This is a genomic window from Kitasatospora purpeofusca (assembly GCF_042691725.1).
GTDB lineage: Bacteria > Actinomycetota > Actinomycetes > Streptomycetales > Streptomycetaceae > Kitasatospora > Kitasatospora purpeofusca_B.
In genome coordinates this window covers 6733752-6757946 of the sequence record NZ_CP170483.1, presented here as the reverse complement: position 1 = coordinate 6757946, position 24195 = coordinate 6733752, and the positions used below count along the sequence as shown (strand labels likewise).

Genomic DNA, 24195 nt, shown 5'->3' with positions numbered 1-24195 from the left:
GCCGTACGGCCGGGCCGGGTCCTCGCCGTGCGGCGACGCGGGGTCAGACCCGGTCGGCGGCGATCAGCAGGTACTGGAAGGAGCCGTCCTTGTAGGAGTTGATGAACGCCTCCTCGATGCCGGTCACCAGGGACGGCACGGTGGCCCGCAGCTCCCAGTACGGGAGGGTCGCGGCGGTCAGGTCGACGACGGCGTTCGGGACGAGGCGGTTGTCGGCCATCGCGCGCAGGTACTCGCGGCGGGAGTGGATGTTGCACTCGAAGTGGGCGTTGATCTGCGAGACCCACTTCGACGGCTGGCCGTAGATCGGGTTCCAGCAGCCGGTGATGGTCACGTACCGGCCGCCGACCGACAGGATCCGGGAGTGCTCGGCGAACAGGTCGTGCAGGTCGACGTACATGCTGGACTCGTTGTTCCAGGAGCCCCGAACGGTGCCGGTGCCGAACGGCATGTCGAGCATGTTGCGGACCTGGGCGTGCACCGAGTCGTCGATGCCGAGCTCCTTGGCCCGCCGGTTGCCGAACTCGGCCTGCTTGGCCGACAGGGTCACGCCCTCGACCTTGCAGCCGAAGCGCTGGTGGGCCATCACCATCGATCCGCCGCGCCCGCAGCCCGCGTCGACCAGGGTGTGCTCGGGACGGATGTCGCCGAGGCTGTCGAGCAGGACGTCGGTCTGCGCGGACTCCAGCCGGTGCAGTTCCGTGACGAGCTTCTTCTCGCGCTCGCTGTCGTCCGGGGCGCCGAGGGCCGCCTGGTCGACCTCGCCGATGCCGTAGTGGTGGTGGTACAGGCCGTCCACATCGCCGAGGCGCAGGTTCACCGGCCGGGCCTCATGGTCCCAGTAGCGGGCGATGTCGCCCTGGTAGGGAGTGGCCGGCCCGGGGACGGCGGTGCGGTTCACGGGGGTGGTGTCGGTGACGGACACGGTTCAGCTCCTTGGTTACCAGAAATCGGGCAGGCTGTAGCGGTAGGTATTGGTCTGGTGCCAGTAGTGGTTGCCGTCGACCCACGCGGCGACCCCGCGCAGGAAGCGAACCACCACCGGGACGGGCGTGGCGGCGGCCAGCGCGGCCGCCTCCGCCTCGAAGGCGTGCATCAGTTCGTTGTGCACCTCGACGGCCTTCAGGTAGCCCTCGCGGTCGTCGACGCCCTCGCGCTCGGAGATCACCACCGGCAGGTTGAGGTGGCGGCCCGGGCTCGCCAGCTCCTTGGTGTACGAGTAGAGGTCGTTGACGATCGTGGTGGCGTTGGAGGCGAGCGCGATGACCCGCTGCATGGCCGGACGGGCGTGCAGGTCGGCGGGGAGCTCGTAGCCGCCGACGGTGTCCGTGATGGTCGGGCAGGGGCGGAAGTTGTTGAACTGCCGCATCGACAGGTACTCCCACACCTCCGGGACGTGGTCCTCCTGGTCCCAGGCGGCCTCGGCGAGGTACCCGAGGTGCAGGCGCGCCATGTCGTGCCGGAACCGGTCCGCCTGGGAGGCGGTGGCGGCCCGGGCGAAGTGCTCCATCGCCGAGCGGTAGGCCCGCCGGGGCGCGTCGGAGCCCAGCGACTCCTGCCAACCCCCTTGGTACTCCACGGTGGTGTGCACCGGGTCGAGGGCGGTGTGGGCGAGCAGCAGCCGGCTGCCGAGGCCGACCGGCGAGCCGCCGAGGTCCTCGCAGTAGCAGTCGTCGACGGCGTTCTCGGCGACCATCAGCCGGGTGGCGAGCATGACGTGGTCGACGCTCGGGGCGTCCGGGTGGCAGGCGACCATGTAGCGGCTCACCGAGAAGCCGTCGAACTGGTCCTCCCAGTCCGGCGGGTAGAGCTCGATCTCCTCGGCCCACAGCTTGATCCGGCGGTTCACCTCCGCCACCCGCCCGGCGTCCGGCTCGGCCACGGGGTGGAAGTAGAGGCCGGGGACCGGGTCTCCCGACTCGGGCTTCCCCGACGGCAGTTCGACCGCCGCCGCGGCCGGGGCGTCGAGTGCCTGACGGGGCGCCAGGTTCAATCCCGCCGTGCCGATCCCGTTCGGCCCGCGGAGGAGCTGTTCCAGGGCCGTCCCGCTCATGACCGCACCCCCGCGCGCCGGACCGGGTGCGGGTGCTGCTGCGACGCCTGCGGTGTCTCGCCGCTCGTGGCCACGGGCATGGGAGAACCTTCCTCTCCGAAGGGGGACACGCCATGACGGGTCGTCGGCCGTCGCCTCCGCCCCGGTACGAGGGGATCTCCGCGCGCTGCGGCGGCCCCGTCTCGCTTGCTGCCCAACCGTAGGCGGGGCGGAACGATCTGAGCCGCTTCCCATGATCCTGTGCACTCGAAAGGGTGAACGTTCACATCAGTCGCGTTTGAAATGGCGTATCTGATGATCGGCTCGGACCGGCACCAACGGCGGAGCGGCCCCGCCGGGGTGGCGGGGCCGCTCAGGGGCAGGTCAGAGGCAGGTCAGGGGCAGGTCAGGCGCAGTGCGAGGACCGTTCGAGGGGCAGTTCGATGGCCGTTCGAGGCCGTTCGGGGGCCGCTCTACATCCAGCTGGCCGCCCAGTGGTGCACGGCGTAGGCGCCGGGGAACTCCTCACCCGCCCGGTGCGGCTCGGTGAAGTGGTACGGATAGAACAGGTCTCTCGAGAAGACCGTGAGCGGCGGCCGGCCGTCCTGCTCCTCCTGGCGCGCGAACACCGCGGTGGCCATCCCCGGACCGGTCTTCAGCGCCGCGTTGGCGTCGGCGAACTCCTTCATCCTGACCGGGAGTTCCTGGACGCAGGCGGCCATGAACGGGTGGCCGGGGACGGCCCCCATGATGCCGGTCGAGATGTGGACGCCGTCCTCGCTGGCGGCGAAGGCGTCCTCGTCCGTCAGGAGTCCGTCCAGCGGCCGCAGGCACTCGAAGTCGGTGTCGAGGTAGATGCCGCCGCACCGCAGCAGGATCTCGAACCGCGCCACGTCGGACTTCTCCGACCAGCTCTCCAGCTCCAGGAAGGCATCACCGTTGGTGAGGAAGCCGGAGCGGGCGGGGTCGAGGTCGTCCTCGGTCCAGAGCCGGTACTCCCAGTCGGGGTGGTGGCGGCGCCACGTGCGGGAGTAGGCACGGAACCTCTCCGGCATCGGACCGCCCAGCCATACTTGATGGAAGACCCGTGGTATCAGCACGCCGTCATCCTTTCTCTCCCTGGTGGAGTGTTCGTCCGGTGGTGGAACGGCCGGGTCCGGTGGTGGAACGGCTGCTCCGTGGTGCGGTCGGCCCGGCGGTAACCCGCCCCTCACGTTCCCGAGCTGGAGTAGTGGGCGGACTGCGCCCGCCAGAGCCGGTGGGCGAGCCACAGCAGCAGCGGCCCGGCGCCCGGCGCGGCGCAGGCCGCCCAGAGGGGGACGTGGAGGTCGCCGGCCCGGCCGAGCAGCACGCCCGCCGGCAGGTAGGCCACGAACGCGACGGGCACGAGGAAGGTGAGCACGAAGCGGGCCGGTCCGGGGAAGACCTTGAGCGGGTAGCCGCCGAAGCTGTTCATGACGCTGTCGACCAGCACGCGCAGCGAGCGGTTGGACAGCGTGCGGAAGCACATCGCGCTGATGCCGATCTGGAAGGCGCCCTCGACCATCGCGCCGCCCACCAGGGCCAGCACGAGGTAGAGCACGCCGGCCGCCGAGTGCGGAACGCCGAGCTGCCAGGCCGCGCCGGTGAGGATGACGAGCCCGGTCACCAGATCGCCGAACACCGGCAGGTGGATCCCGCGGGCCAGCAGCTGCGGCAGGACACCCGTGGGGCGCACCAGGTAGCGGTCGAACTCGCCGGTCTGGATGGTGACGTCGAGGAAGTAGAGCTGGTTGCCCGGGACCACCCAGAGGCCGTGCGAGGTCAGGCGCATGCCGTACAGCAGGCAGATCTCCGTCATGGACCAGCCGCCGACCGCGCCGAAGCGGGTGGCGACGACCCAGATGAAGGCGAGCCCCACCCCCTGGAAGGCGGCGCCGCCCGCGAGGCCGAACAGCAGGTTCCCGCGGTACTGGAGCTGGGACTTCACGGCCGCGCGCATGAGCAGCCCGTACGCGTACAGGCGCGGGACCGGCCGGGCGGCGGATCCGGCCCCGGGGCCGGCGGGGACCGTCACGGTCAGCCTCCCTGCACGACGACACGGCGCAGCGCCCTGGACCACACGAGTCTCAGCAGCAGCCACAGCGCCACGGCCCAGCCGCACTGGACGGCCAGGGCCTCCAGGACGGCTCGGGCTCCGCTCAGCTGGCCGAGGTAGAGGGCGGTGGGGACGTAGACCATGGTCTGGAAGGGCAGCAGGCGGGTCACGTCGGCGAGCCACTCGGGCATGAACCACAGCGGGACCAGCGCCCCGGAGAAGAAGTGCGCCGCCATCAGGTAGACGGAGTAGAAGCCGTCGAGCTCCAGGGTCCAGAACGAGATCATGCTGACGGTCACGCCCAGCAGGAGGGCGCTGGCGTAGGCGGGGACCAGACTGGCGGCGTAGGCGAGCAGCGCCGGGACGGACGCGGGGGCCTGCGCGCCGCCCGCCAGCACCGAGAACACCAGCGCGCAGCCGGCGAACGGGAGCATGGCGAGCGTGCCGCCGGCCCTGGCGGCGACCATCTGGGCGGTGAAGCGCACGGGGCGGGCGAGGTCCAGGGCGACGGCGCCCTCCCGGATGCGCAGCTGGATCGTCGCCAGCGTCCGCGCGTCGGAGTTGGCGAGCCAGGCCTGCACCGAGGCGAGGGAGACGTAGGCGATCTGGGTGGCGAGGGTGATCTCGCGTCCCGGGCCGGCGCCGGCGCTTCCCGAGCCGGGGTAGACCGCGGTCCACACCAGCCGGAGCAGGTAGATCTGCAGCAGCAGGCCCACCATGCCGAACAGGAAGTCGGTGCGGTACACCCGCTGGGTACGGGCCTGGACGCGGGCCAGGGCGGCGTACGCGGCCATCCGCCGGCCGGGGCCGAGCCGGGCCGTGGCCGCCGTCACGCGGCCCCGCTCTCGGAGTAGATCCGGTGGATGACGCCTTCGAGGTCCGGCTCGATGATCGAGAGGTCGGTGACGGTGTGCCGGGCCAGGACGGCGGCGACGATCTCCGGGGTCCGGGCGTCCTCGGGGGCGAAGCGCAGCGAGACGCTCCCGGGCCCGGCGCTCCCGGGCCCGGCGCCGCCCCGCACGCACTCGACGCCGGGCAGGTCGACGCCCTGCCACGGGGAGCCGTCGGCGAGCTGGACGACCAGCTGCCGGTGCGGCGCGTACCGCGACTTGAGCTTCTCGACGTCGCCGTCGTAGAGGACCCGGCCGCTGTCGATGAGCACGATGCGGCTGCACAGCCGCTCGACGTCGTCGAGGTCGTGGGTGGTCAGTACGACGGTGGTGCCCTGCGCGCGGTTCTGGACGGCGATGAACTCGCGCATCCGCTCCCTGGCCACCACGTCCAGCCCGACGGTGGGCTCGTCGAGGAAGAGGACGCGCGGCTCGGACAGCATGGCGGCGGCCAGGTCCCCGCGCATCCGCTGCCCGAGGGAGAGCTGCCGCACCGGCGTGTCCAGGAAGGCGCCCAGCATCAGCACCTCGGTGAAGTGGGCGATGGAGCGCCGGTACCGGGCGCGCTCCACCCCGTAGAGCCGGCCCATCGTCTCCAGGGAGTCCCGGAGCGGAAGGTCCCACCACAGCTGGCTGCGCTGGCCGAAGACGACGCCGATGTTGCGGGCGTTGCGCTCGCGCTCCTTCCAGGGCACGACCCCGGCGACCTCCACGTGGCCCGCGGTGGGCCGCAGGATCCCGGCGAGCATCTTGACGGTGGTCGACTTGCCGGCGCCGTTGGGCCCCAGGTACCCGACCAGTTCCCCTTCGCCGACCGAGAAGTCGATCCCGTCGACGGCGCGCTTGCTCACGTACTGGCGGGTGAACAGGGTGCGCAGTGCGCCGAGCGGCCCGTCGATCCGCTTGGGCCTGCGGAACTCCTTGACCAGGCCCGCCACTTCGATCAGCGACACACGACAACCTTCCCTTTGGCAAGTTGACCGAAGACCCGGTGGAGATCCCACCGTGCGGCATGTTTGATTGTCCATCTACAAAAACGCGGACGAGACCCAGGTGAGCGGCGGACAATCAGGTTTGGCCACGGACAAGGCAGGGGGCAGGGAGTGGGGAGCGCCGGACGCCCGCAGGGGCGGCTCAAAGGGGAGACCGAACAGGCCGACGCCCTGGCCCGGTTCGTGCGGGAGGTGACCTCCGGGCTCACCGTCCGCGAACTCGCTCAGCGGTACCCGGCCGGCAAGACCAGTTGGAGCGAGTACCGCTCCGCGGAGAAGGACATCCCCTGGCACCTGCTCCAGCAACTGGTCCACGACCGCCTGGAGGAACCCCGGGCCCGGGCGGCCCTCCTGGCGCGCGCCGGCCAGCTCCACGAACAGGCCGCCCGGGCGGCCCGGGGCCTGCGCTCACCCGCGGCGGGCCGCTCGGCCGCCCAGCAGGCGCTGGACCGGGCGCGGCACGCGCAGCGGCTGGCCGAGGCGGACGCGGCGGAGTCGGCGGAACTGATCCACGTCCTGGTGGCGATCGTGGCCGAGCTGCGGGGCGAGCTGGGCGCCGGCCCCGGGGGCGGGGCGGGCCCCGGGGCACCGGTGCCGGACGGCGCCGGCGCGCAGGAGCCGCGGCGGGCCCGGCTGCGGGAGGCGACGCACTGCCTCGCCGAGGTGCGGCGCATCAGGCAGCCGGAGCCCGCGGCGCCCGCCGTCCGCCCCGAGCCCGCCGGTGCCCGGCGGCGCCGGACCGTCGGGACGGGCACGGCGGCCGCCCTGGCCGGCCTGCTGCTGGTGGCCGGAGTGCTGGTGGGCCTCAACCTGCGGCCGGCACCCGCCCCCCGCCAGTGTCTCGCCCTCTCCCGCGACGGCGGCCTCCCGCAGGCCGTCCTGCTGCCGTACCCGTGCGAGGAACCCCCGGACCACCGGTGGAGCGACGGTCCGGACCGCTGAGGCGGGTGGGGCCGCTCAGCGGTGCTCCGGGTTCTCGAAGTCGAAGCGGCACCCGGCGTCCCACTCGGAGCGCTGGTTGCCGTAGGCCGGGATCCCGCCCGCGTCCTTGATCATCCGCGCGAAGTGCAGCAGGTTCCAGGTCATGAAGGTCGCGTTGCGGTTGGTGAAGTCGTTCTCCGGCCCGCCCGACCCCGCATCCAGGTACGACGGCCCCGGCCCCGCCTCCCCCACCCACCCCGCGTCCGCCTGCGGCGGGACGGCGTACCCGAGGTGCTGGAGGCTGTAGAGCACGTTCATCGCGCAGTGCTTGGCGCCGTCCTCGTTCCCGGTGACCAGACAGCCGCCGACCCGGCCGTAGTACGCGTACTGCCCCCGCTCGTTGAGGATCGACGAGCAGGCGTACAGCCGCTCGATCACCTTCTTCGTCACCGAGGAGTTGTCCCCCAGCCAGACCGGCCCGGCGAGGACCAGGATGTCGGCCGCCATCACCCGGCTGTAGAGCACGGGCCACTCGTCCGTCTCCCACCCGTGCTCGGTCATGTCCGGCCAGACCCCGGTGGCGATGTCGTGGTCCACCGCGCGGACCACGTCGACCCGCACGCCCTGCCGTTCCATGATCGCGGTGCTCACCTCGACCAGCCCCTGGGTGTGGCTGCGTTCGGGCGACCGCTTGAGCGTGCAGTTGATCACCAGGGCACTCAGGTCGGCGTACCGGGCAGGGGGCGAGGAGGACATCGGCGGCCTTTCGCGTCTCGGCTGGTCACCCACCAGTCCACCCCGACCGCGCGCGCCCCCGCGCGCCGGACTCGGCCGGCCGGGCGCTACCCCTCCCCGTCCGGCTGCTCCACCGGCGCCAGCACCGGCGTCACCAGCATCTCCCCGGCCAGCGCGGTGCTCGCGGTGACGGCGGCGAGCGTCGCGTCGTACATCGGCCGGATGTTGCGCTGGTGCCAGAGCGTCTGCGTGGTCGCCCAGGCGGCGTCCCGGGCCCGGGCGATCGAGAAGCTGGCGACGATGTGCTTCAGCGGCTCGGCCTGCTCGGTGGCGACCTTGATGATCTGCGCCTCGAACGACGCCCGCACCTGCGCCTCCACCTGCGCGAGCAGCTCGTTCACCTTGAGGTAGTCGGCGTGCACCGGCGGCGTGTCGGGCGTGGTCCGCCGCTCGATGCAGGTCTCGACGACGGCGAGCGCCAGGTCGTGGTTGATGTGCGCGTTCATCCCCGCGAACGCGAACTGGACCGGCCACACCTTCCGGTGTCCGCGCGCGTCGAACAGCGGCTTCCACGCCTCGTTCACCGCCCGCCCCGCCTCGCCGGCCTCGACCGCGTCGAAGTACAGGTTCGCGAACACCACGTCGAGCCGCTCGGTGAACACCTGGTCCTGGAAGTACCCGGCCGTGAGCCGCTCCCCCACCAGCTCCGTGACCTTCAGGTACATCCGGTTGAAGCACGCGACCCCGTCCCGCGGATCCAGCCGCGCCTCGATCGCCCGCATCCGCCCGATGACCTCGTCGACACTCTGCGCGGGCTTGGCGGCTGACTGCGTCATGGGGTGTTCCCTTCCCTCGGCGTGCTCCGGCTGCCACCTATACACACCGCCGCCGCCCCGGGTCCGCCGAACCGGGGAACGCCCCACCCCCATCACCCGAACCGGTGAGTCCGCGGGAGAACCGCCGCCAGGCGCGGGCCGTGCGATTCGTCGCGACGACACGCGCCCGTGACTCCCTCGGCATCTCCTGGCACGGCGATCCCAGCCGGTTCCTGCCCCGAAAGGAGATGCGGCAAGGCGTTTCCGTGAACTGTTCTCCGACGAGGAGGCCGAGCGGGCCGAACGCCGGCCCGCCGATGGGCAACTCCGGTGCGGGGCGGTCTCCTTCCGGGGGTGTACGGGAGTACCTCCGCAGGCCGAGGGGCGGGTCGTCAGTCAGAGCGACGATCCGGTGGCGGGCAGCGGCAAGGCTGGGGGCCGGGGCGGACGCGGTCCGCCCGGATCCGGGGAGGAAACCATGAAACGTCGTCTTGCCCTCGTCGCGGCCGCCGCGGCCTGTGTCGTCCTGGCCGCGCCGGTGGCTCCCGCGGTCGCGGCGGCGGATCCGCCGGCCGGCGACGCTCCGGCCGCGGCGGCGGAGCAGCGGGGTGGCGTCGACGGGCGGCGGCAGCAGGCGCTGACCGCGCTGACCGCGGCCGGGGCCTCCTCCGCGATCGCCGAGGTGCGCGACCGGGGCGGGGTGTGGCGCGGCGGCTCGGGTGTGGCCGACCTGGCCACCGGGGCGCCCGTGCGCACCGACGGGCGGTTCCGGGCCGGCAGTGTGACCAAGACGCTCGTCGCGACCACCGTGCTCCAGTTGGTCGGCGAGCGGCGGCTCGGCCTGGACGACCCGCTGGCCCGGCACCTTCCGGGTCTGGTGCCGGGGGCCGAGCACATCACGGTGCGGCAGTTGCTGAACCACACCTCGGGGCTGTGGGATCCGACCAACGAACTCGGCGGGATCTTCCCCGATCTGTTCGAACCGGCGGTGTTCCGCGCCTGGATCGCCGACGGCGGGCTCCGGCGGACCGTCACCGCCCGCCAGTTGGTGGCCGCCTCGGCCGCCCACGCCCCGGACTTCCCGCCCGGTTCGGCGTGGAACTACTCCAACACCAACTACGCGCTGCTCGGTCTGCTGATCGAGCGGACCACCGGCCACGAGTACGGTGAGGAGGTCACCCGGCGGATCCTGCGCCCGCTCGGGATGTCCCACAGCCTCTTCCCCGGCACCGCGCCCGGGATCCCGGGCCCGCACGCCCACGGGTACTGGACGGTGGTCGACGAGACGGGGCCGGGCAGCCGCACGGACGTCGACGTCACCGAGCAGAACCCCTCCTGGGCCGGCGCGGCGGGGTCGCTGATCTCCACCACGGAGGATCTCAACCGCTTCCAGCGGGCGCTGTTGAAGGGGGAGTTGCTGCCGCCGCGGCTGATGCGGGAGATGACGTCCACCGTCCAGACCGACCCGGCCGGGCACCAGCTGGACTACGGCCTCGGCCTGGCCCGGTACCAGCTCTCGTGCGGACCGGTGCTCGGACACAACGGCGGCATCTTCGGCTACGACACCCAGCTCTGGGGCACCGCCGACCGCCAGGTCGCGCTCTCGTACACGGGCCGCGGGGACCGGGAGCAGGAGGCGGCGCAGCAGGTGGCCATGATGGGGTTCCTGGAGACGGTGTTCTGCGCGGGCCGCTGAGGACGTCGCCGCCCGCGGCGGCCCGGCGTGGTCGGTGCGGGTGCGGACGGTGTGCCCACCGGCCGGTGGACGTCAGCCGCCCGCTTCGTCCGCCGCGGCGACCAGCCCCCTGACCGTCGCGGTCAGGATGCGGGCCAGCCGGGGCTCGACCTCGACGACGGCGTGGGCGAGGCGGGGGTCGCCGCGGTAGAGGGCGGCGACCTCCGGGCCCGGGTTGGCGATCTGCCACAGGGCGCCGGCGAGGGAGACGGCGGTGGCGACGAGGTCGGTGGCGTCCTCGTCGGCCAGGGCGGGCAGCTGGGCGCGGACGGCCGCCGTGATCGGCGCGCGGGCGGCGAGGGTGGCCAGCTTGAATTCGCGCACCGCGTCGAGCGAGACGTTGCGTTCGAGGTTGAGCGGCGCGTGGGCGAGCAGGTCGCAGAACGTGCCGCGGGCGGCGAGGGTGGCGGCGAACTCCCGGGCCACGGCGGCCGGGCCCGGGTCCGCCGCCTCGCGCAGCCGTGCGGTCAGCGCGGCGGACCACTCGGCCCAGCCCTCCGCGGTCAGCCGCAGGAAGATCTCCTCGCGGGTCTCGAAGTAGCGCAGCAGCGCCGACTTGTGCATGCCGACCGCGGCGGCGATGTCCGTCAGGGTGATGTCCCTGATGCCGCGCTCCCGCCCGAGCGACCGGGCCGCCTCCAGGATCGCGGCCTCGCGGCGGCGCTTGGCCTCGGGCGAGCGGGCGCGCTGGAACTCCGTTTCCTCCACCCGGACAGCGTAGCGCAACATCGTTGCACTATTAGCGCAACAGTGTTTCACTAACGGCATGGACACCACGGAACAGACCTGGTTCATCACCGGCACGTCCCGCGGCTTCGGCCGCACCCTCACCCGCGCGGCCCTCCGGGCCGGCGACCGGGTGGCGGCGACCGCCCGCCGGCCCGAGCAACTGGCCGACCTCGTCGAGGAGTTCGGCGACCGGATCCTCCCCCTCGCGCTCGACGTCACCGACCCGGCGGCCGCCCGGGCCGCGCTCGACGGGGCGCACGCCCGCTTCGGCCGGATCGACGTACTGGTGAACAACGCCGGCTACGCCAACGTCTCGCCGATCGAGACCACCGAGGACGCCGACTTCCGCACGCAGTTCGAGACCAACTTCTGGGGCGTCTACCACGTCACCAAGGCCGCGATCCCGCTGCTGCGCGCACAGCAGGGCGGGCTGGTGATGCAGTTCTCCTCGGTCGGCGGCCGGGTCGGCGGCTCCCCGGGGCTCGCCTCGTACCAGGCGGCGAAGTTCGCCATCGACGGGTTCAGCCGGGTGCTGCGCGCCGAGACCGCCCCCTTCGGCGTGAAGGTGCTGGTGGTCGAGCCGAGCGGGTTCCGCACCGACTGGGCCGGCTCGTCGATGACCGTCCACGACGTCCCGGCGGCGTACGCCGGGACGGTCGGCGCCATGAACACGCGGATGCGGCAGAGCGGCGCCGGCGCCGCCGGCGACCCCGTGCGCGCCGCCGAGATCCTCGTGCGGGTGGCCAAGCGGCGCGACGTCCCCGAGCACCTGCCGATCGGGGCCTACGCGGCCGAGGCCTCCATCGCCCAGGGCCGCCGGCTCCTCGCCGAGGACACCAGGTGGCGCGAGGTCGCCCGCTCGGCCGACTTCGCCGAGGCCTACCCCGTGCCCTTCCCGGCCGACGCGGCGTCCTGACCGGTCCGCGCCCCTCCCTCCCCGTGGACCGAAAGCCGAACGGCCGTCGCCGGGAGGGACCGCAACGGCCACCGGCCGGTGACGGCAGCGGCCCCGGGCCGGGGAGCTGTCGTTCGCTCCCCGGCCCGGGGCCGGTGGTTCCCGCAGAGCGGCGGCTACGGCTTCGTGGCGACGGAGACGTAGTCGACGCGCATCGGGTGGCCTGGTTCGGTGGCCGGGGTGACGGCGCCGCCGAAGGCGGTCGGCAGGTTGCCGCCGACGGCGACGTTGAGGATCAGGAACAGGCCGTGGTCGACGGCCCGGTCCCAGGTCGCGCGGTCCATCTGCGCGGCGCGGACCCGGTGGTGCTCCCGGCCGTCGAGGTACCAGCGGACCTCCTCGGCGCCCGGCCTCAGGTCGACCTCGACCGCGTAGCGGTGGAAGCCGGTGCGGCACTCCGCGCCACAGGGCCGGTCGCCGGAGCCGAGGCCCCGGGGCTCCTGGCAGGGGCCGCCGTCGAGGACGCCGCAGTGCATCGTGCCGAACACCGCGTCCCGGCCGTTGACCTGCTCCATGATGTCCAGCTCACCGATGGCCGGCCAGCCGGTGTAGCCGTTGCGCAGCCCACCGCCGAGGGTCCAGAAGGCGGGCCAGTAGCCGGCGGCGGCCGGGCCGGTCACGTCGGGCAGGGCGATCCCGGCCTCGATCCGCAGCACACCGCCGGGCGGCGGGGCGAAGTCGGCGCGGCGGGACTCGATCCGCCCGGACGACCACTGGCCGTTCACGTCCCGGGTGGGCACGATCTCCAGCGCGCCCCGGCCGTCGAGCCGGACGTTCGCGGTCGAGTCGGTCATGGTCTCGACCTCGCCCGTCCCCCACTGCGGGGCCGGGCAGCCCGGGTAGCAGGTGCCCAGGTCGTACTGCCAGTCGGCCTCGGACGGGCGGCTGCCGGCCGGGCCGTCGAAGTCGTCGCGCAGCAGCTGCGTCCAGCCGTCCACCGTGACCGGCGGCGAACCGGCGGACGGGGCCGACAGGCCGGACGGACCGGACGCGGCGGACGCGGCCTTGGGCGGCAGGGCGCCGGAGTCCGTCAACAGCCGCTCCAGACGCGGCGTGAGGACGACGGCGGCGACGTTGGTCAGGTGCGCGTCGTCGCGGTAGAGCAGGATGCGCTCCAGCACCGCCGGGCAACTGCGGCCGCTGCCGGGGCAGATGACGTCGTTCACCGACACCGCGCGCACGCCCGGCATCCGACCGGCCGCGATCTCCTCGGCGAGCGGGTCCGCCCACAGCGCCTTGTCGCGCGGGAACTCGCAGGCCGCCGGGTCGTCGGTGTGGCCCGACACGCAGGCCGGCACGTCCGTCCCGGGGATCGGGGTGTCACGCAGGTAGACGATCGGGACGCCGAGCTCGCGCACCGGGGCGAGGGTCTTCTCCCAGCCCTGGAGCAGCAGTTCACGGTCGTCGGTGTACCGGTTGAGCGTGGAGACGACGACCAGGCGGGGCTTGGGGCCCTCCGTCAGCCGGGTCAGCGCGTTCGCCCGCCAGGTGTCGCACTCGCGGTAGGTGCGCCCCAACTGCGGGTTGACCACCGTCAGTTCCGGGAGCGGGCAGCCCTGCTTGACCAACTCCTCCAGCTCCCAGCGCCGTTCGGCGGCGATCGCGAGCAGCGCCGAGAACCACTGGCCGGCGTGCGAGTCGCCGAGCAGCACGATCCGGTCCGGGCTGCCGACCACGCCGAAGCGGCAGTCGGGGCTGGTGGTGGCGGTCGGGGCGACCTCGCACTCACCGTCCGGCGGGAAGTCCTTGCGGGCCTGGACGGCGTCCGGCACCACCGCCGGCCCCGTCGCCGCCGCCGCGGTGCGCACCAGCAGCGAGGTGCCCTCCGACGCCCCGGGCGGCAGGCCCCGCAGATCGACCGGCGCCGCCGGACCGAGCAGCCGCAGCGTGCCGGAGCCGACGACCAGCGCCAGCACCACCGGGATGACCACCGAGGCGAGCCCCAACGACAGGCCACGGCGCGGGAGTTCGGAGACGGTGCGACTGTGCCGCAGCGGCTGCTCGACCCACCGCATCACGGCGAAGGCGGGCAGCGCGGCAGCGGCGGTGAGCGCCACCTTCACCGGCCAGTCCAGCGGGCCGAACTTCGCGCCGACGAGGACGAGCACCGGCCAGTGCCACAGGTACAGGTTGTACGAGAGCCGGCCGATCGCCCGCGGCACGCGCAGGCCGAGCACCCGGTCCACCCCGAGGCCGGAGCGGCCGGACGCGGCGGCCCCGTCCCGCCCGGGCGTGCCGGCCAGGATGACGGCGGCCGTGCCCAGGGTCGGGACGAGCGCCGCCCAGCCCGGGTACGGGGTCGTGCTGTCGTACGCCAGCACGCAGCCCACGACGGCCACCGCCCCGCCCCAGCCGACCAGCACGCGCGGCAGCCGCGGTCCGCTCAGCAGGTGCCAGGGCATTAGGGCGAGCAGCGCGCCGACCCCGAACTGCCACACCCGGGAGGGCGTCCCGAGGTAGGCCAGCGAGACGGAGTCGTGCGTCCAGCGCAGCGAGAGCGCGAAGGAGCCGGCGGTCAGCACGGCGGCGAGCCCGGCCGCGACCGGCCGCACCGCCCGCCCGCGCCCGTCCGCCCGGCCGCGCCGCACCACCCGCAGCACCAGGTAGGCGGTGAGCGCCAGCAGCGGGCCCCAGACCAGGTAGAACTGCTCCTCGACGGCCAGCGACCAGAAGTGCAGCAGCGGGCTCTCGTCCCGCCCGGCCGCCAGGTAGTCGGTCTGCTGGGCGACGAAGCGCCAGTTGCCGACCGAGAACGCCGCCGCGAGCACGTCGTACTCCAGGTCGGCGCGCCGCAGCGGCACGGTCAGCCAGGCGCCGAACAGCGCCACCGCGCCGAGCACGATGGCCGCCGAGGGCAGCAGCCGGCGGGCCCGGCGGGAGAAGAACTCGCCGAGCCGGATCCGGCCGGTCGTGGTGGCCTCGCGCAGCAGCAGGCCGGTGATCAGGTAGCCGGAGATGACGAGGAAGACGTCCACGCCGACGAACCCGCCGGCCAGGCCGGGGACGGCGGCGTGAAACGCGAGGACGGCGAGGACGGCGACCGCGCGCAGGCCCTCGATGTCGGGACGGAAGCCGGCCGAGCGGGGCGCCGGGCCCGGGGCATCGGAACCCCGGGAGACGGCGCCGGCCCGCCGGCCGGGGATGGTGAAGGCGTCCGGGCGCAGCTCGGGGACGGCCCGGCCGGCCCCTGGCGGCGACGGTATCGGTGACGGTGGCGGTATCGGTGACGATATCGGTGACGGTACGGGTGACGACGACATGGAAGGCGACGACCTTTCAACCCAGCCAGGGCAGCATCGGGCGGACCCAGCCGGAGGCGAGCAGAGCGGTGAGCACGAGCGTGGCGGTGGCGGCCAGCCCCTCGGGCCAGCGGCGGGGCAGCATGCCGAGCCGGGGCGCCTTCGGCCCGGCGGCGGCCTCGCCGCGGGAGCTGCCGCGGACCTCGCCGAGGAGGTCGCGGATCAGCGGCAGGCCGATCTGCGCCTGCACCGCGAGGTAGAGCCCGAGGCCCCAGTTGGGCGCCCAGCCGTACTCGGCGACGGCCAGGCCGAGGCCGAGGGCGCCGGCGCCGAGCGAGGCGCAGAGCCAGGCCAGCGAGAGCAGCACCACCTTGCGGGCCATCCCGCCGGACCGGGCCTTGCCGCGCGCGGCGGGGGCGTCCCCACCGGCGGAACCGGCCGCACCGGCCGCACCGGTCGGCACCCAGGCGGCGCTGCGCCCGCGCAGCGTGTGCCAGAACGCGACACCGGCGGCGACGCCCATCAGCACGTTGGAGCGGACCACCTCGATCCGCCAGCGGGTCCGGCTGACCCGGGGCAGCAGCACGTGCCAGAGCCAGAGCGGCGCGAGCATCGGCAGCATGTGCCAGGGCCGGATCTGGTCCGGGTAGAAGAACATCATCACCAGCGGCGGCAGCGGCGCGACGAAGATGTTCACGGCGGCGGCCAGGTAGCCGACGATGCCCTCGTAGAAGCAGAGCCGCATCCGCCAGGGCGCGCCGATCCGCTTGAGCTCGGGCGAGCCGAGCAGGTGCAGGTTGCCCATCGCCCAGCGGTACTGCTGGTTGACGTACGAGGCGAGGTTGTCCGGCGAGGTGCCCTTGGCCACCAGCACCGGGACGTACAGCGTGCGGTAGCCCTCGGCGTACAGGCCGAGGCCGGTGAAGAGGTCCTCGCTGTGGTCGAGCCGGGCGAAGCCGCCGGCCTCGTCGATCGCCACACGCCGGTAGACGGCGTTGCTGCCGCAGCAGATGGCGGCGTCGCTGGCGTCGCGGGAGGGCTGGATCCAGCGGAAGAACCACTCCTGCGCGGCACCGGCGGCGCGCTCGATCCAGCTCATCGACTCGTCGGTGTCGAAGCACTGCGGGCTCTGCACGATGCCGATCCGCGAGTCCGCGAAGTACGGGACCAGGTGGCGCAGGAAGTCCGCCCGGGGCGCGAAGTCGGCATCGAGGATGGCGATCAGCTCGCCACTGCTCAAGGTGAGCGCGTGGTTGAGGTTCCCGGCCTTCTTGAGGTGCCCCCGGTCGGGCCGCACCACGTAGCGGTACCCGTGCGCGGCCGCCAGGTCGGCGACCTCGGACCGGTCCGCGTCGTCGAGCACCCAGACCGTCAGCGCGCCCGGCCAGTCCACCCGGGCGACCGCCCGGTAGGCGTTCTCCAGGACGTCCAGCGGCTCCCCGCAGGTCGGCAGGTACAGGTCGACGGTCGGCAGCTCCTCCGGCGCCCACGCGTGCACCAGCACCTCGTGGGACTGCCGGGTGAGCCGCCGCTGGCGCAGGCTGTTGACGGACGACAGCCCCAGCGCGATGACATTGAGCGCGAGCACCGCGAGGAACACCCAGAGCGCCGGCGTCCGCAACGCGAAGGTGAACATCGTCCCGGCCGTGAACACGAACGCCGCCGAACTGGCGACGAGCACCCACCGCCGTTGCGGGCCGAAGTACCAGTAGAGCTCCTGATCATCCGGCGGCTGCGGCAGATGAGCAGGAGAATCGGAAGAGAAGGAAGACAAAGCGGAAACAGGAGATACCTGTTGGACAGTCATATGGCCCCCACAGCCGTGTTTCTGACAGCTCCAATGGCCACAGTACCCCATTGGTATAGACCATTACCCCACTCATCCGGGACCCGGACGCCACCTCCGCGCCACCTCCCCCACCCCCACGAAGCAGCAGGTCACACGGACGTGAACGTTCCTCCAACAACCCTGCCCACCGAGCCCTCGCACCAGGCGCTCACCACACGTCGTCGAATGCCGCCCGCGGCACGCAGCACGCCTGCCCGGCATCAGCTCCAGCTCCAGGCCTAGCCGCAACCCACAAGCCAGATCCGTCAGACCATTCCATTAATCTGATCATCATGGGGATTGAGGATCTGACGCGAGCGGGCGTGCAAGCTGCGGTTCAGGAGCACGACCTGCTCGGCCCTGCTGACTTTCGTGCCCAGTACGGCCAGGACGCGGAGTCCGGCCATTGGTTGATACTGGACGGTAGGCACTACGACGCTCGAGCCACTGCCACCCTGGGGCACCAGTACTCCTCGGGCGCGGCGGCGGGGACGGGCACGTTCCACGGTGACGAGAACACCCTGGTGCGGCAGCTCCGCGCTCTGGGCTTCACGGTCGAGGAGAGCGCACCGGCGACGGAGCCGCCCGGAACGTCCGAAGCCCCACAACTGGTCCTTCAGCCGCGAGGCACACGGGATGGCGGACCGCAGAATTTCGCCAAGTCAGTACGGCGGGGAGTCCGAGTATCGGAGCTTCGGAAGGCCATCGGCCCAGGTGCCGATGTACTCGACGGGCTCTACCCGGACGGGATCGCGCGGTTGTGGGGCTCGACGCCGACCACCCAGTCCAACAACGAGAAGGCCCGGGCGCTAAGGGACCGCCGTGTCGGGGACGACATTCTCTTCTACACCGGCAACAGCTTCATCGCACGCGCGAGGGTGCTCCGACTCATCAACAGCCAGGAGATCGCCCAGGAGGTCTGGGGGGCCGATGAGTCCGGCGCGACGTGGGAACACATCATGGCCCTGGGTGATGTCGAGGAGTTCGCCGAACCAGTACCGGCTGCGGACGTACTGGACGAGCTGAGCGTCCCCCGGCCGCTCCGTTCGCTCACGGTCCGATCCGCCCAGGACTACGCCCGCGTCGCCGGCCTGCTACCCCCCGGTCAGAACCCACGGCCCGCATACGGTTCCCCGCCCGGCCACCGTCGGGACAGGGCGATCGGCCGAGCCGAAGTGCTGGGCCGGATCACGGCTCTGAGGACCCGCCATGACCTGACGGGGACGCCGAGCCGCCACGAAGCCCTCGCCGTGCTCTGGGTGATCGGCCGTATCGCCGCGAGCGAGCCGCGCCTCGCACCGTGGTCGCTTTTCCGTGACGAGGTCGGAGCCCTTCTGGCCGAGTTCGGCCTCCCGGAGTCCCCGGTGACTCCGGAGTACGCGTTCTGGCATCTCCGGGGCAGCGGCCTCTGGGAGATCCACGGCATCCCCGAGAACCTCACCTCCATGCCGCAGCCGGGCGACTTCAACACCGCTCAGCCCGTAGCGGGTCTGCCGTTCGAGGTCGCCCGAATCCTCCAGGAACCGGAGACCCGTCTCCGCGCGCTGGTCGAGTTGCGCAGCAAATATCTTCCCGACATCGACCTGCAGGCCCTGCTCGGCCGGCTCGGCCTGAGCGGATACCTGACTGCCGAGGGCCTCGACGAGGAACCGGTGTCGAAGCCCGGGCGGAAGTCCCGTGAGGCGAAGCGCGCGACCGGTCCCGCCGGGCGGCGAACTTCCACCTCCTCAAGTGTCGTGCGGGATGCAGCACTTGCCGCGGCGGTCAAGGAAATTCACGATCACAGGTGCCAGGTCTGCGGAACACGCCTCGCATACAAGCGGAATCCCTACAGCGAAGCAGCCCACATTCGCGGGCTGGGAACGCCTCACGACGGTCCGGACGAGTTGCACAACCTCCTGTGCCTGTGCCCCAACCACCACGTGCTCTTCGACGGCCTGGAGATCTATGTCGACGGCGACGACATCGTGCAGGAGACTCGAGGTGGCAAGTCGCTGGGCCGGCTCCGTCGCCACCCCGATCACCCGATCGACGAGAAGTACCTTCAGTACCACCGGACTTTGTGCGAGTTCAACAGCTGAGCCCCGAGGCTGGAAACGCAGTCGTGGTCCCGTCTCCCCGTGAACGCCGGTGGGGCGGCAACCGGAGTCCGGTTGCCGCCCCACTGGCGTTGTGCGTTCCGCGGATCAGACCGCCGGGACGGGGTACGTCGGGTACTCGACGCCCGAGACGTGCTGGACGACCCGGATGACCTGGCAGGAGTAGCCGAATTCGTTGTCGTACCACAGGTAGAGGATGGCGTTGTCGCCCTCGACCTTGGTGGCGCCGGCGTCGACGATGGACGCGTGGCGCGAGCCGATGAAGTCGTTCGACACCGCGTCGGGGGCGGTGGTGAAGTCGATCTGGCGCTTCAGCGACGAGGTCAGCGACACGTTGCGGAGGTAGTCGAGGACCTCCTCGCGGTTGGTCTCACGGGCCAGCTGGAGGTTCAGGATGGCGATCGAGACGTCCGGCACGGGCACGCGGATCGAGCTGCCGGTGATCTTCGCCTTGAGGTCCGGCAGGGCCTTGGCGACGGCCGAGGCGGCACCGGTCTCGGTGATCACCATGTTCAGCGGTGCCGAGCGGCCGCGGCGGTCGGCCTTGTGGTAGTTGTCCAGCAGGTTCTGGTCATTGGTGAACGAGTGGACGGTCTCCACGTGGCCGCGCAGCACACCGTACTCGTCCTCCATCGCCTTCAGCGGCGGGACGATCGCGTTGGTGGTGCAGGAGGCGCAGGAGATGATCTGCTCGTCCGGCTTGATGGTGTCGTGGTTGACACCGTGCACGATGTTGGGCACGTCGCCCTTGCCCGGGGCCGTCAGGACGACCTTCTCGATGCCCGGGCGGAGGTGCCCGGAGAGGCCCTCGCGGTCCCGCCACTTGCCGGTGTTGTCGATCAGGATGGCATCCCGGATGCCGTACGCCGTGTAGTCGACCTCGGACGGGTCGTTGGCGTAGATCACCTTGATCTCGGTGCCGTTGGCGACGATCGTGTTGTTCGCCTCGTCGACGGTGATCGTGCCCTGGAACTGCCCGTGAATGGAGTCGCGACGCAGCAGCGAGGCACGCTTCACGATGTCCTGGTCACCGCCCCCACGGACGACGATGGCACGCAGGCGCAGGCCGTTGCCGGAGCCGGCCTTCTCGATCAGCAGACGGGCGACCAGGCGGCCGATGCGGCCGAAGCCGTAGAGGACGACGTCACGCGGCGACTCGCGGCGCTCGATCTTGTTGGCACCCGTGGCGCCGGCGACGGCCTCGGCGGTGAACTGCTCCACCGAGAGGCCGCGGCTGTCGGCGCGGTAGGTGGCGGCGAGCATGCCGAGGTCGATCTGGGAAGGGCCGAGATCCAGGGTGGTCAGCGCCTGCAGGAAGGGCAGCGTCTCGGTGACCGAGAGCTCCTCCCCGGCGATCTGGCGGGCGAACCGGTGGGTCTTCAGGATGCTGACCACCGACTTGTTCACCAGGGAACGGCTGTACAGCAGGACAGTGACGTCCCGCTCCCGGTGCAGTCGGCCGATGATCGGGATCATCGACTCCGCGATCTCCTCGCGGTTCTTCCAGTCCGTGAACACGTCGTCGTTGACAGTCACAAGTCCATCTTTCGAGCTAGGAGGGTGTTCACATGCTAACTGGGCCCCACCCTGCTCACCGAAACGGTTCTGCCCTCTCCCGCATGACAAGAATCACATATGATCCCGTCCATGCACCTTGCAGACCAAGGTGCGACAACGCAAATAGGCCCCCATCCGAAAGGATGGGGGCCTATTTGTGAATGATTGTTCGGCGGCGTCCTACTCTCCCACAGGGTCCCCCCTGCAGTACCATCGGCGCTGTAAGGCTTAGCTTCCGGGTTCGGAATGTAACCGGGCGTTTCCCTCACGCTATGACCACCGAAACACTATGAAACTGTCAACCGCACCCACACCGTGACCAGACGTGTGGGGGTCGTTGTTTCAGAACAACACAGTGGACGCGAGCAACTGAGGACAAGCCCTCGGCCTATTAGTACCGGTCAACTCCACCCCTCACAGGGCTTCCATATCCGGCCTATCAACCCAGTCGTCTACTGGGAGCCTTACCCTCTCAAGGAGGTGGGAGTGCTCATCTCGAAGCAGGCTTCCCGCTTAGATGCTTTCAGCGGTTATCCCTCCCGAACGTAGCCAACCAGCCATGCCCTTGGCAGAACAACTGGCACACCAGAGGTTCGTCCGTCCCGGTCCTCTCGTACTAGGGACAGCCCTTCTCAACACTCCTACGCGCACAGCGGATAGGGACCGAACTGTCTCACGACGTTCTAAACCCAGCTCGCGTACCGCTTTAATGGGCGAACAGCCCAACCCTTGGGACCTACTCCAGCCCCAGGATGCGACGAGCCGACATCGAGGTGCCAAACCATCCCGTCGATATGGACTCTTGGGGAAGATCAGCCTGTTATCCCCGGGGTACCTTTTATCCGTTGAGCGACGGCGCTTCCACAAGCCACCGCCGGATCACTAGTCCCTACTTTCGTACCTGCTCGACCCGTCAGTCTCACAGTCAAGCTCCCTTGTGCACTTACACTCAACACCTGATTGCCAACCAGGCTGAGGGAACCTTTGGGCGCCTCCGTTACTCTTTAGGAGGCAACCGCCCCAGTTAAACTACCCACCAGACACTGTCCCTGATCCGGATCACGGACCCAGGTTAGACATCCAGCACGACCAGAGTGGTATTTCAACGACGACTCCACCATGACTGGCGTCACGGCTTCAAAGTCTCCCACCTATCCTACACAAGCCGAACCGAACACCAATATCAAGCTATAGTAAAGGTCCCGGGGTCTTTCCGTCCTGCTGCGCGAAACGAGCATCTTTACTCGTAATGCAATTTCACCGGGCCTATGGTTGAGACAGTCGAGAAGTCGTTACGCCATTCGTGCAGGTCGGAACTTACCCGACAAGGAATTTCGCTACCTTAGGATGGTTATAGTTACCACCGCCGTTTACTGGCGCTTAAGTTCTCAGCTTCGCCCCACCGAAATGGAGCTAACCGGTCCCCTTAACGTTCCAGCACCGGGCAGGCGTCAGTCCGTATACATCGCCTTACGGCTTCGCACGGACCTGTGTTTTTAGTAAACAGTCGCTTCTCGCTGGTCTCTGCGGCCACCCCCAGCTCGGAGTGCAAGACTCGTCACCAGGAATGGCCCCCCTTCTCCCGAAGTTACGGGGGCATTTTGCCGAGTTCCTTAACCATAGTTCACCCGAACGCCTCGGTATTCTCTACCTGACCACCTGAGTCGGTTTGGGGTACGGGCCGCCATGAAACTCGCTAGAGGCTTTTCTCGACAGCATAGGATCATCCACTTCACCACAATCGGCTCGGCATCAGGTCTCAGCCTTAATGTGAGGCGGATTTGCCTACCTCACGGCCTACACCCTTACCCCGGGACAACCACCGCCCGGGCTGGACTACCTTCCTGCGTCACCCCATCGCTCACCTAATACGAGGTTGGATCGCCGGCTCCACCACGTCCCTTTGTCCGAAGACTCCGGGCCGGTTTCACGGGCTTAGCATCACTCGGTTCAGCGTTGGCGCTTCAAAGCGGGTACGGGAATATCAACCCGTTGTCCATCGACTACGCCTGTCGGCCTCGCCTTAGGTCCCGACTTACCCTGGGCAGATCAGCTTGACCCAGGAACCCTTGGTCAATCGGCGCAAGAGTTTCCCACTCTTGTATCGCTACTCATGCCTGCATTCTCACTCGTATACCGTCCACGACTGGTTTCCACCGCCGCTTCACCCGGCACACGACGCTCCCCTACCCATCACAGCAGGCGTTGGCCCTTCATGCTGCAATGACACGACTTCGGTGATGTGCTTGAGCCCCGCTACATTGTCGGCGCGGAATCACTTGACCAGTGAGCTATTACGCACTCTTTCAAGGGTGGCTGCTTCTAAGCCAACCTCCTGGTTGTCTCTGCGACTCCACATCCTTTCCCACTTAGCACACGCTTAGGGACCTTAGTCGGTGTTCTGGGCTGTTTCCCTCTCGACCATGGAGCTTATCCCCCACAGTCTCACTGCCACGCTCTCACTTACCGGCATTCGGAGTTTGGCTAAGGTCAGTAACCCGGTGAGGCCCATCGCCTATCCAGTGCTCTACCTCCGGCAAGAAACACGTGACGCTGCACCTAAATGCATTTCGGGGAGAACCAGCTATCACGGAGTTTGATTGGCCTTTCACCCCTAACCACAGGTCATCCCCCAGGTTTTCAACCCTGGTGGGTTCGGTCCTCCACGAAGTCTTACCTCCGCTTCAACCTGCCCATGGCTAGATCACTCCGCTTCGGGTCTTGGGCATGCAACTCAAACGCCCTATTCGGACTCGCTTTCGCTACGGCTACCCCACACGGGTTAACCTCGCTACACACCGCAAACTCGCAGGCTCATTCTTCAAAAGGCACGCAGTCACGGCCATGGTCCGAAGACCACAACGACGCTCCCACGGCTTGTAGGCACACGGTTTCAGGTACTATTTCACTCCGCTCCCGCGGTACTTTTCACCATTCCCTCACGGTACTATCCGCTATCGGTCACCAGGGAATATTTAGGCTTAGCGGGTGGTCCCGCCAGATTCACACGGGATTTCTCGGCCCCGTGCTACTTGGGAGTTCTTCAAACGAGCCGTACAGATTTCGCCTACGGGGGTCTTACCCTCTACGCCGGACCTTTCGCATGTCCTTCGACTATCCATACGGTTTCTGACTCGCCGACCGGCCGGCAGACCGATCAAGAAAAATCCCACGACCCCATCAGCGCAACCCCTGCCGGGTCTCACACGCTCATGGTTTAGCCTCATCCGGTTTCGCTCGCCACTACTCCCGGAATCACGGTTGTTTTCTCTTCCTGCGGGTACTGAGATGTTTCACTTCCCCGCGTTCCCTCCACATACCCTATGTGTTCAGGTATGGGTGACAGCCCATGACGACTGCCGGGTTTCCCCATTCGGAAACCCCCGGATCAAAGCCTGGTTGACGGCTCCCCGGGGACTATCGTGGCCTCCCACGTCCTTCATCGGTTCCTGGTGCCAAGGCATCCACCGTGCGCCCTTAAAAACTTGGCCACAGATGCTCGCGTCCACTGTGCAGTTCTCAAACAACGACCAGACACCCACCTCAACAAGCATGGGACCGGCATCACTGAGGTACGTTTCCGTTCCCTCA

At 69.9% G+C, this 24195-nt stretch carries 15 protein-coding genes, 2 rRNA genes and 1 pseudogene; 4 read left to right on the top strand and 14 right to left on the bottom strand.

The annotated features are described in order from the left end of the window. Positions 1–43: 43 nt before the first annotated feature. The 6 genes and pseudogenes from ACFCLZ_RS29055 to ACFCLZ_RS29030 form a co-directional block, all read right to left on the bottom strand. A complete protein-coding gene (locus ACFCLZ_RS29055) occupies positions 44–925 on the bottom strand; it encodes a geranyl diphosphate 2-C-methyltransferase (RefSeq protein ID WP_380280730.1) in 882 nt (293 codons plus the stop codon). Positions 926–940: 15 nt separating this feature from the next. Further along, positions 941–1915: pseudogene (locus ACFCLZ_RS29050) on the bottom strand (family 2 encapsulin nanocompartment cargo protein terpene cyclase); the annotation flags it as partial. A 590-nt stretch (positions 1916–2505) separates the two neighbouring features. After that, positions 2506–3087 carry a glycosyltransferase gene (locus ACFCLZ_RS29045; RefSeq protein WP_380280729.1) on the bottom strand — a complete coding sequence of 194 codons (582 nt, stop codon included), beginning with the start codon at positions 3085–3087 and terminating at the stop codon, positions 2506–2508. A gap of 155 nt (positions 3088–3242) precedes the next feature. Continuing rightward, a complete protein-coding gene (locus ACFCLZ_RS29040) occupies positions 3243–4088 on the bottom strand; it encodes an ABC transporter permease (RefSeq protein WP_380280727.1) in 846 nt (281 codons plus the stop codon). Between the two features lie 2 nt (positions 4089–4090). After that, the gene (locus ACFCLZ_RS29035) at positions 4091–4942 is read right to left on the bottom strand and encodes an ABC transporter permease (RefSeq protein WP_380280725.1); all 852 of its coding nucleotides are present in this window, start codon (positions 4940–4942) and stop codon (positions 4091–4093) included. Next, complete coding sequence (locus ACFCLZ_RS29030; RefSeq protein ID WP_380280723.1) at positions 4939–5952, bottom strand: ATP-binding cassette domain-containing protein; 1014 nt, start codon at positions 5950–5952, stop codon at positions 4939–4941. The genes ACFCLZ_RS29035 and ACFCLZ_RS29030 overlap by 4 nt, the downstream gene beginning before the upstream one ends. 150 nt (positions 5953–6102) lie before the next feature. On the opposite strand from ACFCLZ_RS29030, the gene ACFCLZ_RS29025 reads away from it, so the two are divergent. Beyond that, positions 6103–6933 (top strand): hypothetical protein, encoded by an 831-nt coding sequence (locus ACFCLZ_RS29025; protein WP_380280721.1) that lies wholly within the window; start codon positions 6103–6105, stop codon positions 6931–6933. A 15-nt stretch (positions 6934–6948) separates the two neighbouring features. Here ACFCLZ_RS29025 and ACFCLZ_RS29020 read toward each other — a convergent pair whose 3' ends face one another. Further along, positions 6949–7668: a flavodoxin family protein gene (locus ACFCLZ_RS29020; RefSeq protein ID WP_380280719.1), complete on the bottom strand. Its 720-nt coding sequence runs from the start codon at positions 7666–7668 to the stop codon at positions 6949–6951. An 86-nt stretch (positions 7669–7754) separates the two neighbouring features. After that, the gene (locus tag ACFCLZ_RS29015; protein ID WP_380280717.1) at positions 7755–8483 is read right to left on the bottom strand and encodes a DUF5995 family protein; all 729 of its coding nucleotides are present in this window, start codon (positions 8481–8483) and stop codon (positions 7755–7757) included. A 457-nt stretch (positions 8484–8940) separates the two neighbouring features. On the opposite strand from ACFCLZ_RS29015, the gene ACFCLZ_RS29010 reads away from it, so the two are divergent. Then, entirely contained in the window at positions 8941–10158 is a 1218-nt protein-coding gene (locus tag ACFCLZ_RS29010) for a serine hydrolase domain-containing protein (RefSeq protein WP_380280715.1), read from the top strand. A 72-nt stretch (positions 10159–10230) separates the two neighbouring features. On the opposite strand, the gene ACFCLZ_RS29005 is transcribed toward ACFCLZ_RS29010, so the two are convergent. Then, positions 10231–10926: a TetR family transcriptional regulator gene (locus ACFCLZ_RS29005; protein ID WP_380280713.1), complete on the bottom strand. Its 696-nt coding sequence runs from the start codon at positions 10924–10926 to the stop codon at positions 10231–10233. A 37-nt stretch (positions 10927–10963) separates the two neighbouring features. Between ACFCLZ_RS29005 and ACFCLZ_RS29000 the strand changes: the two genes are divergently transcribed. Then, a complete protein-coding gene (locus ACFCLZ_RS29000; protein ID WP_380280711.1) occupies positions 10964–11842 on the top strand; it encodes an SDR family NAD(P)-dependent oxidoreductase in 879 nt (292 codons plus the stop codon). Between the two features lie 155 nt (positions 11843–11997). On the opposite strand, the gene ACFCLZ_RS28995 is transcribed toward ACFCLZ_RS29000, so the two are convergent. Both ACFCLZ_RS28995 and ACFCLZ_RS28990 read right to left on the bottom strand, forming a co-directional pair. Next, the gene (locus ACFCLZ_RS28995; protein WP_380280709.1) at positions 11998–15141 is read right to left on the bottom strand and encodes an acyltransferase family protein; all 3144 of its coding nucleotides are present in this window, start codon (positions 15139–15141) and stop codon (positions 11998–12000) included. Positions 15142–15157: 16 nt separating this feature from the next. After that, positions 15158–16861 carry a glycosyltransferase family 2 protein gene (locus ACFCLZ_RS28990; RefSeq protein WP_380286316.1) on the bottom strand — a complete coding sequence of 568 codons (1704 nt, stop codon included), beginning with the start codon at positions 16859–16861 and terminating at the stop codon, positions 15158–15160. A gap of 380 nt (positions 16862–17241) precedes the next feature. On the opposite strand from ACFCLZ_RS28990, the gene ACFCLZ_RS28985 reads away from it, so the two are divergent. After that, positions 17242–19029, top strand: a complete 1788-nt coding sequence (locus tag ACFCLZ_RS28985; RefSeq protein ID WP_380280708.1) for an HNH endonuclease — start codon at positions 17242–17244, stop codon at positions 19027–19029. A 105-nt stretch (positions 19030–19134) separates the two neighbouring features. On the opposite strand, the gene ACFCLZ_RS28980 is transcribed toward ACFCLZ_RS28985, so the two are convergent. The 3 genes from ACFCLZ_RS28980 to ACFCLZ_RS28970 form a co-directional block, all read right to left on the bottom strand. Further along, positions 19135–20583: a glyceraldehyde-3-phosphate dehydrogenase gene (locus tag ACFCLZ_RS28980; protein WP_380280706.1), complete on the bottom strand. Its 1449-nt coding sequence runs from the start codon at positions 20581–20583 to the stop codon at positions 19135–19137. A gap of 188 nt (positions 20584–20771) precedes the next feature. Further along, positions 20772–20888: ribosomal RNA gene (rrf, locus tag ACFCLZ_RS28975) — 5S ribosomal RNA — on the bottom strand. Positions 20889–20975: 87 nt separating this feature from the next. Continuing rightward, a 23S ribosomal RNA gene (locus tag ACFCLZ_RS28970) occupies positions 20976–24095 on the bottom strand. Between the last annotated feature and the right edge of the window lie 100 nt (positions 24096–24195).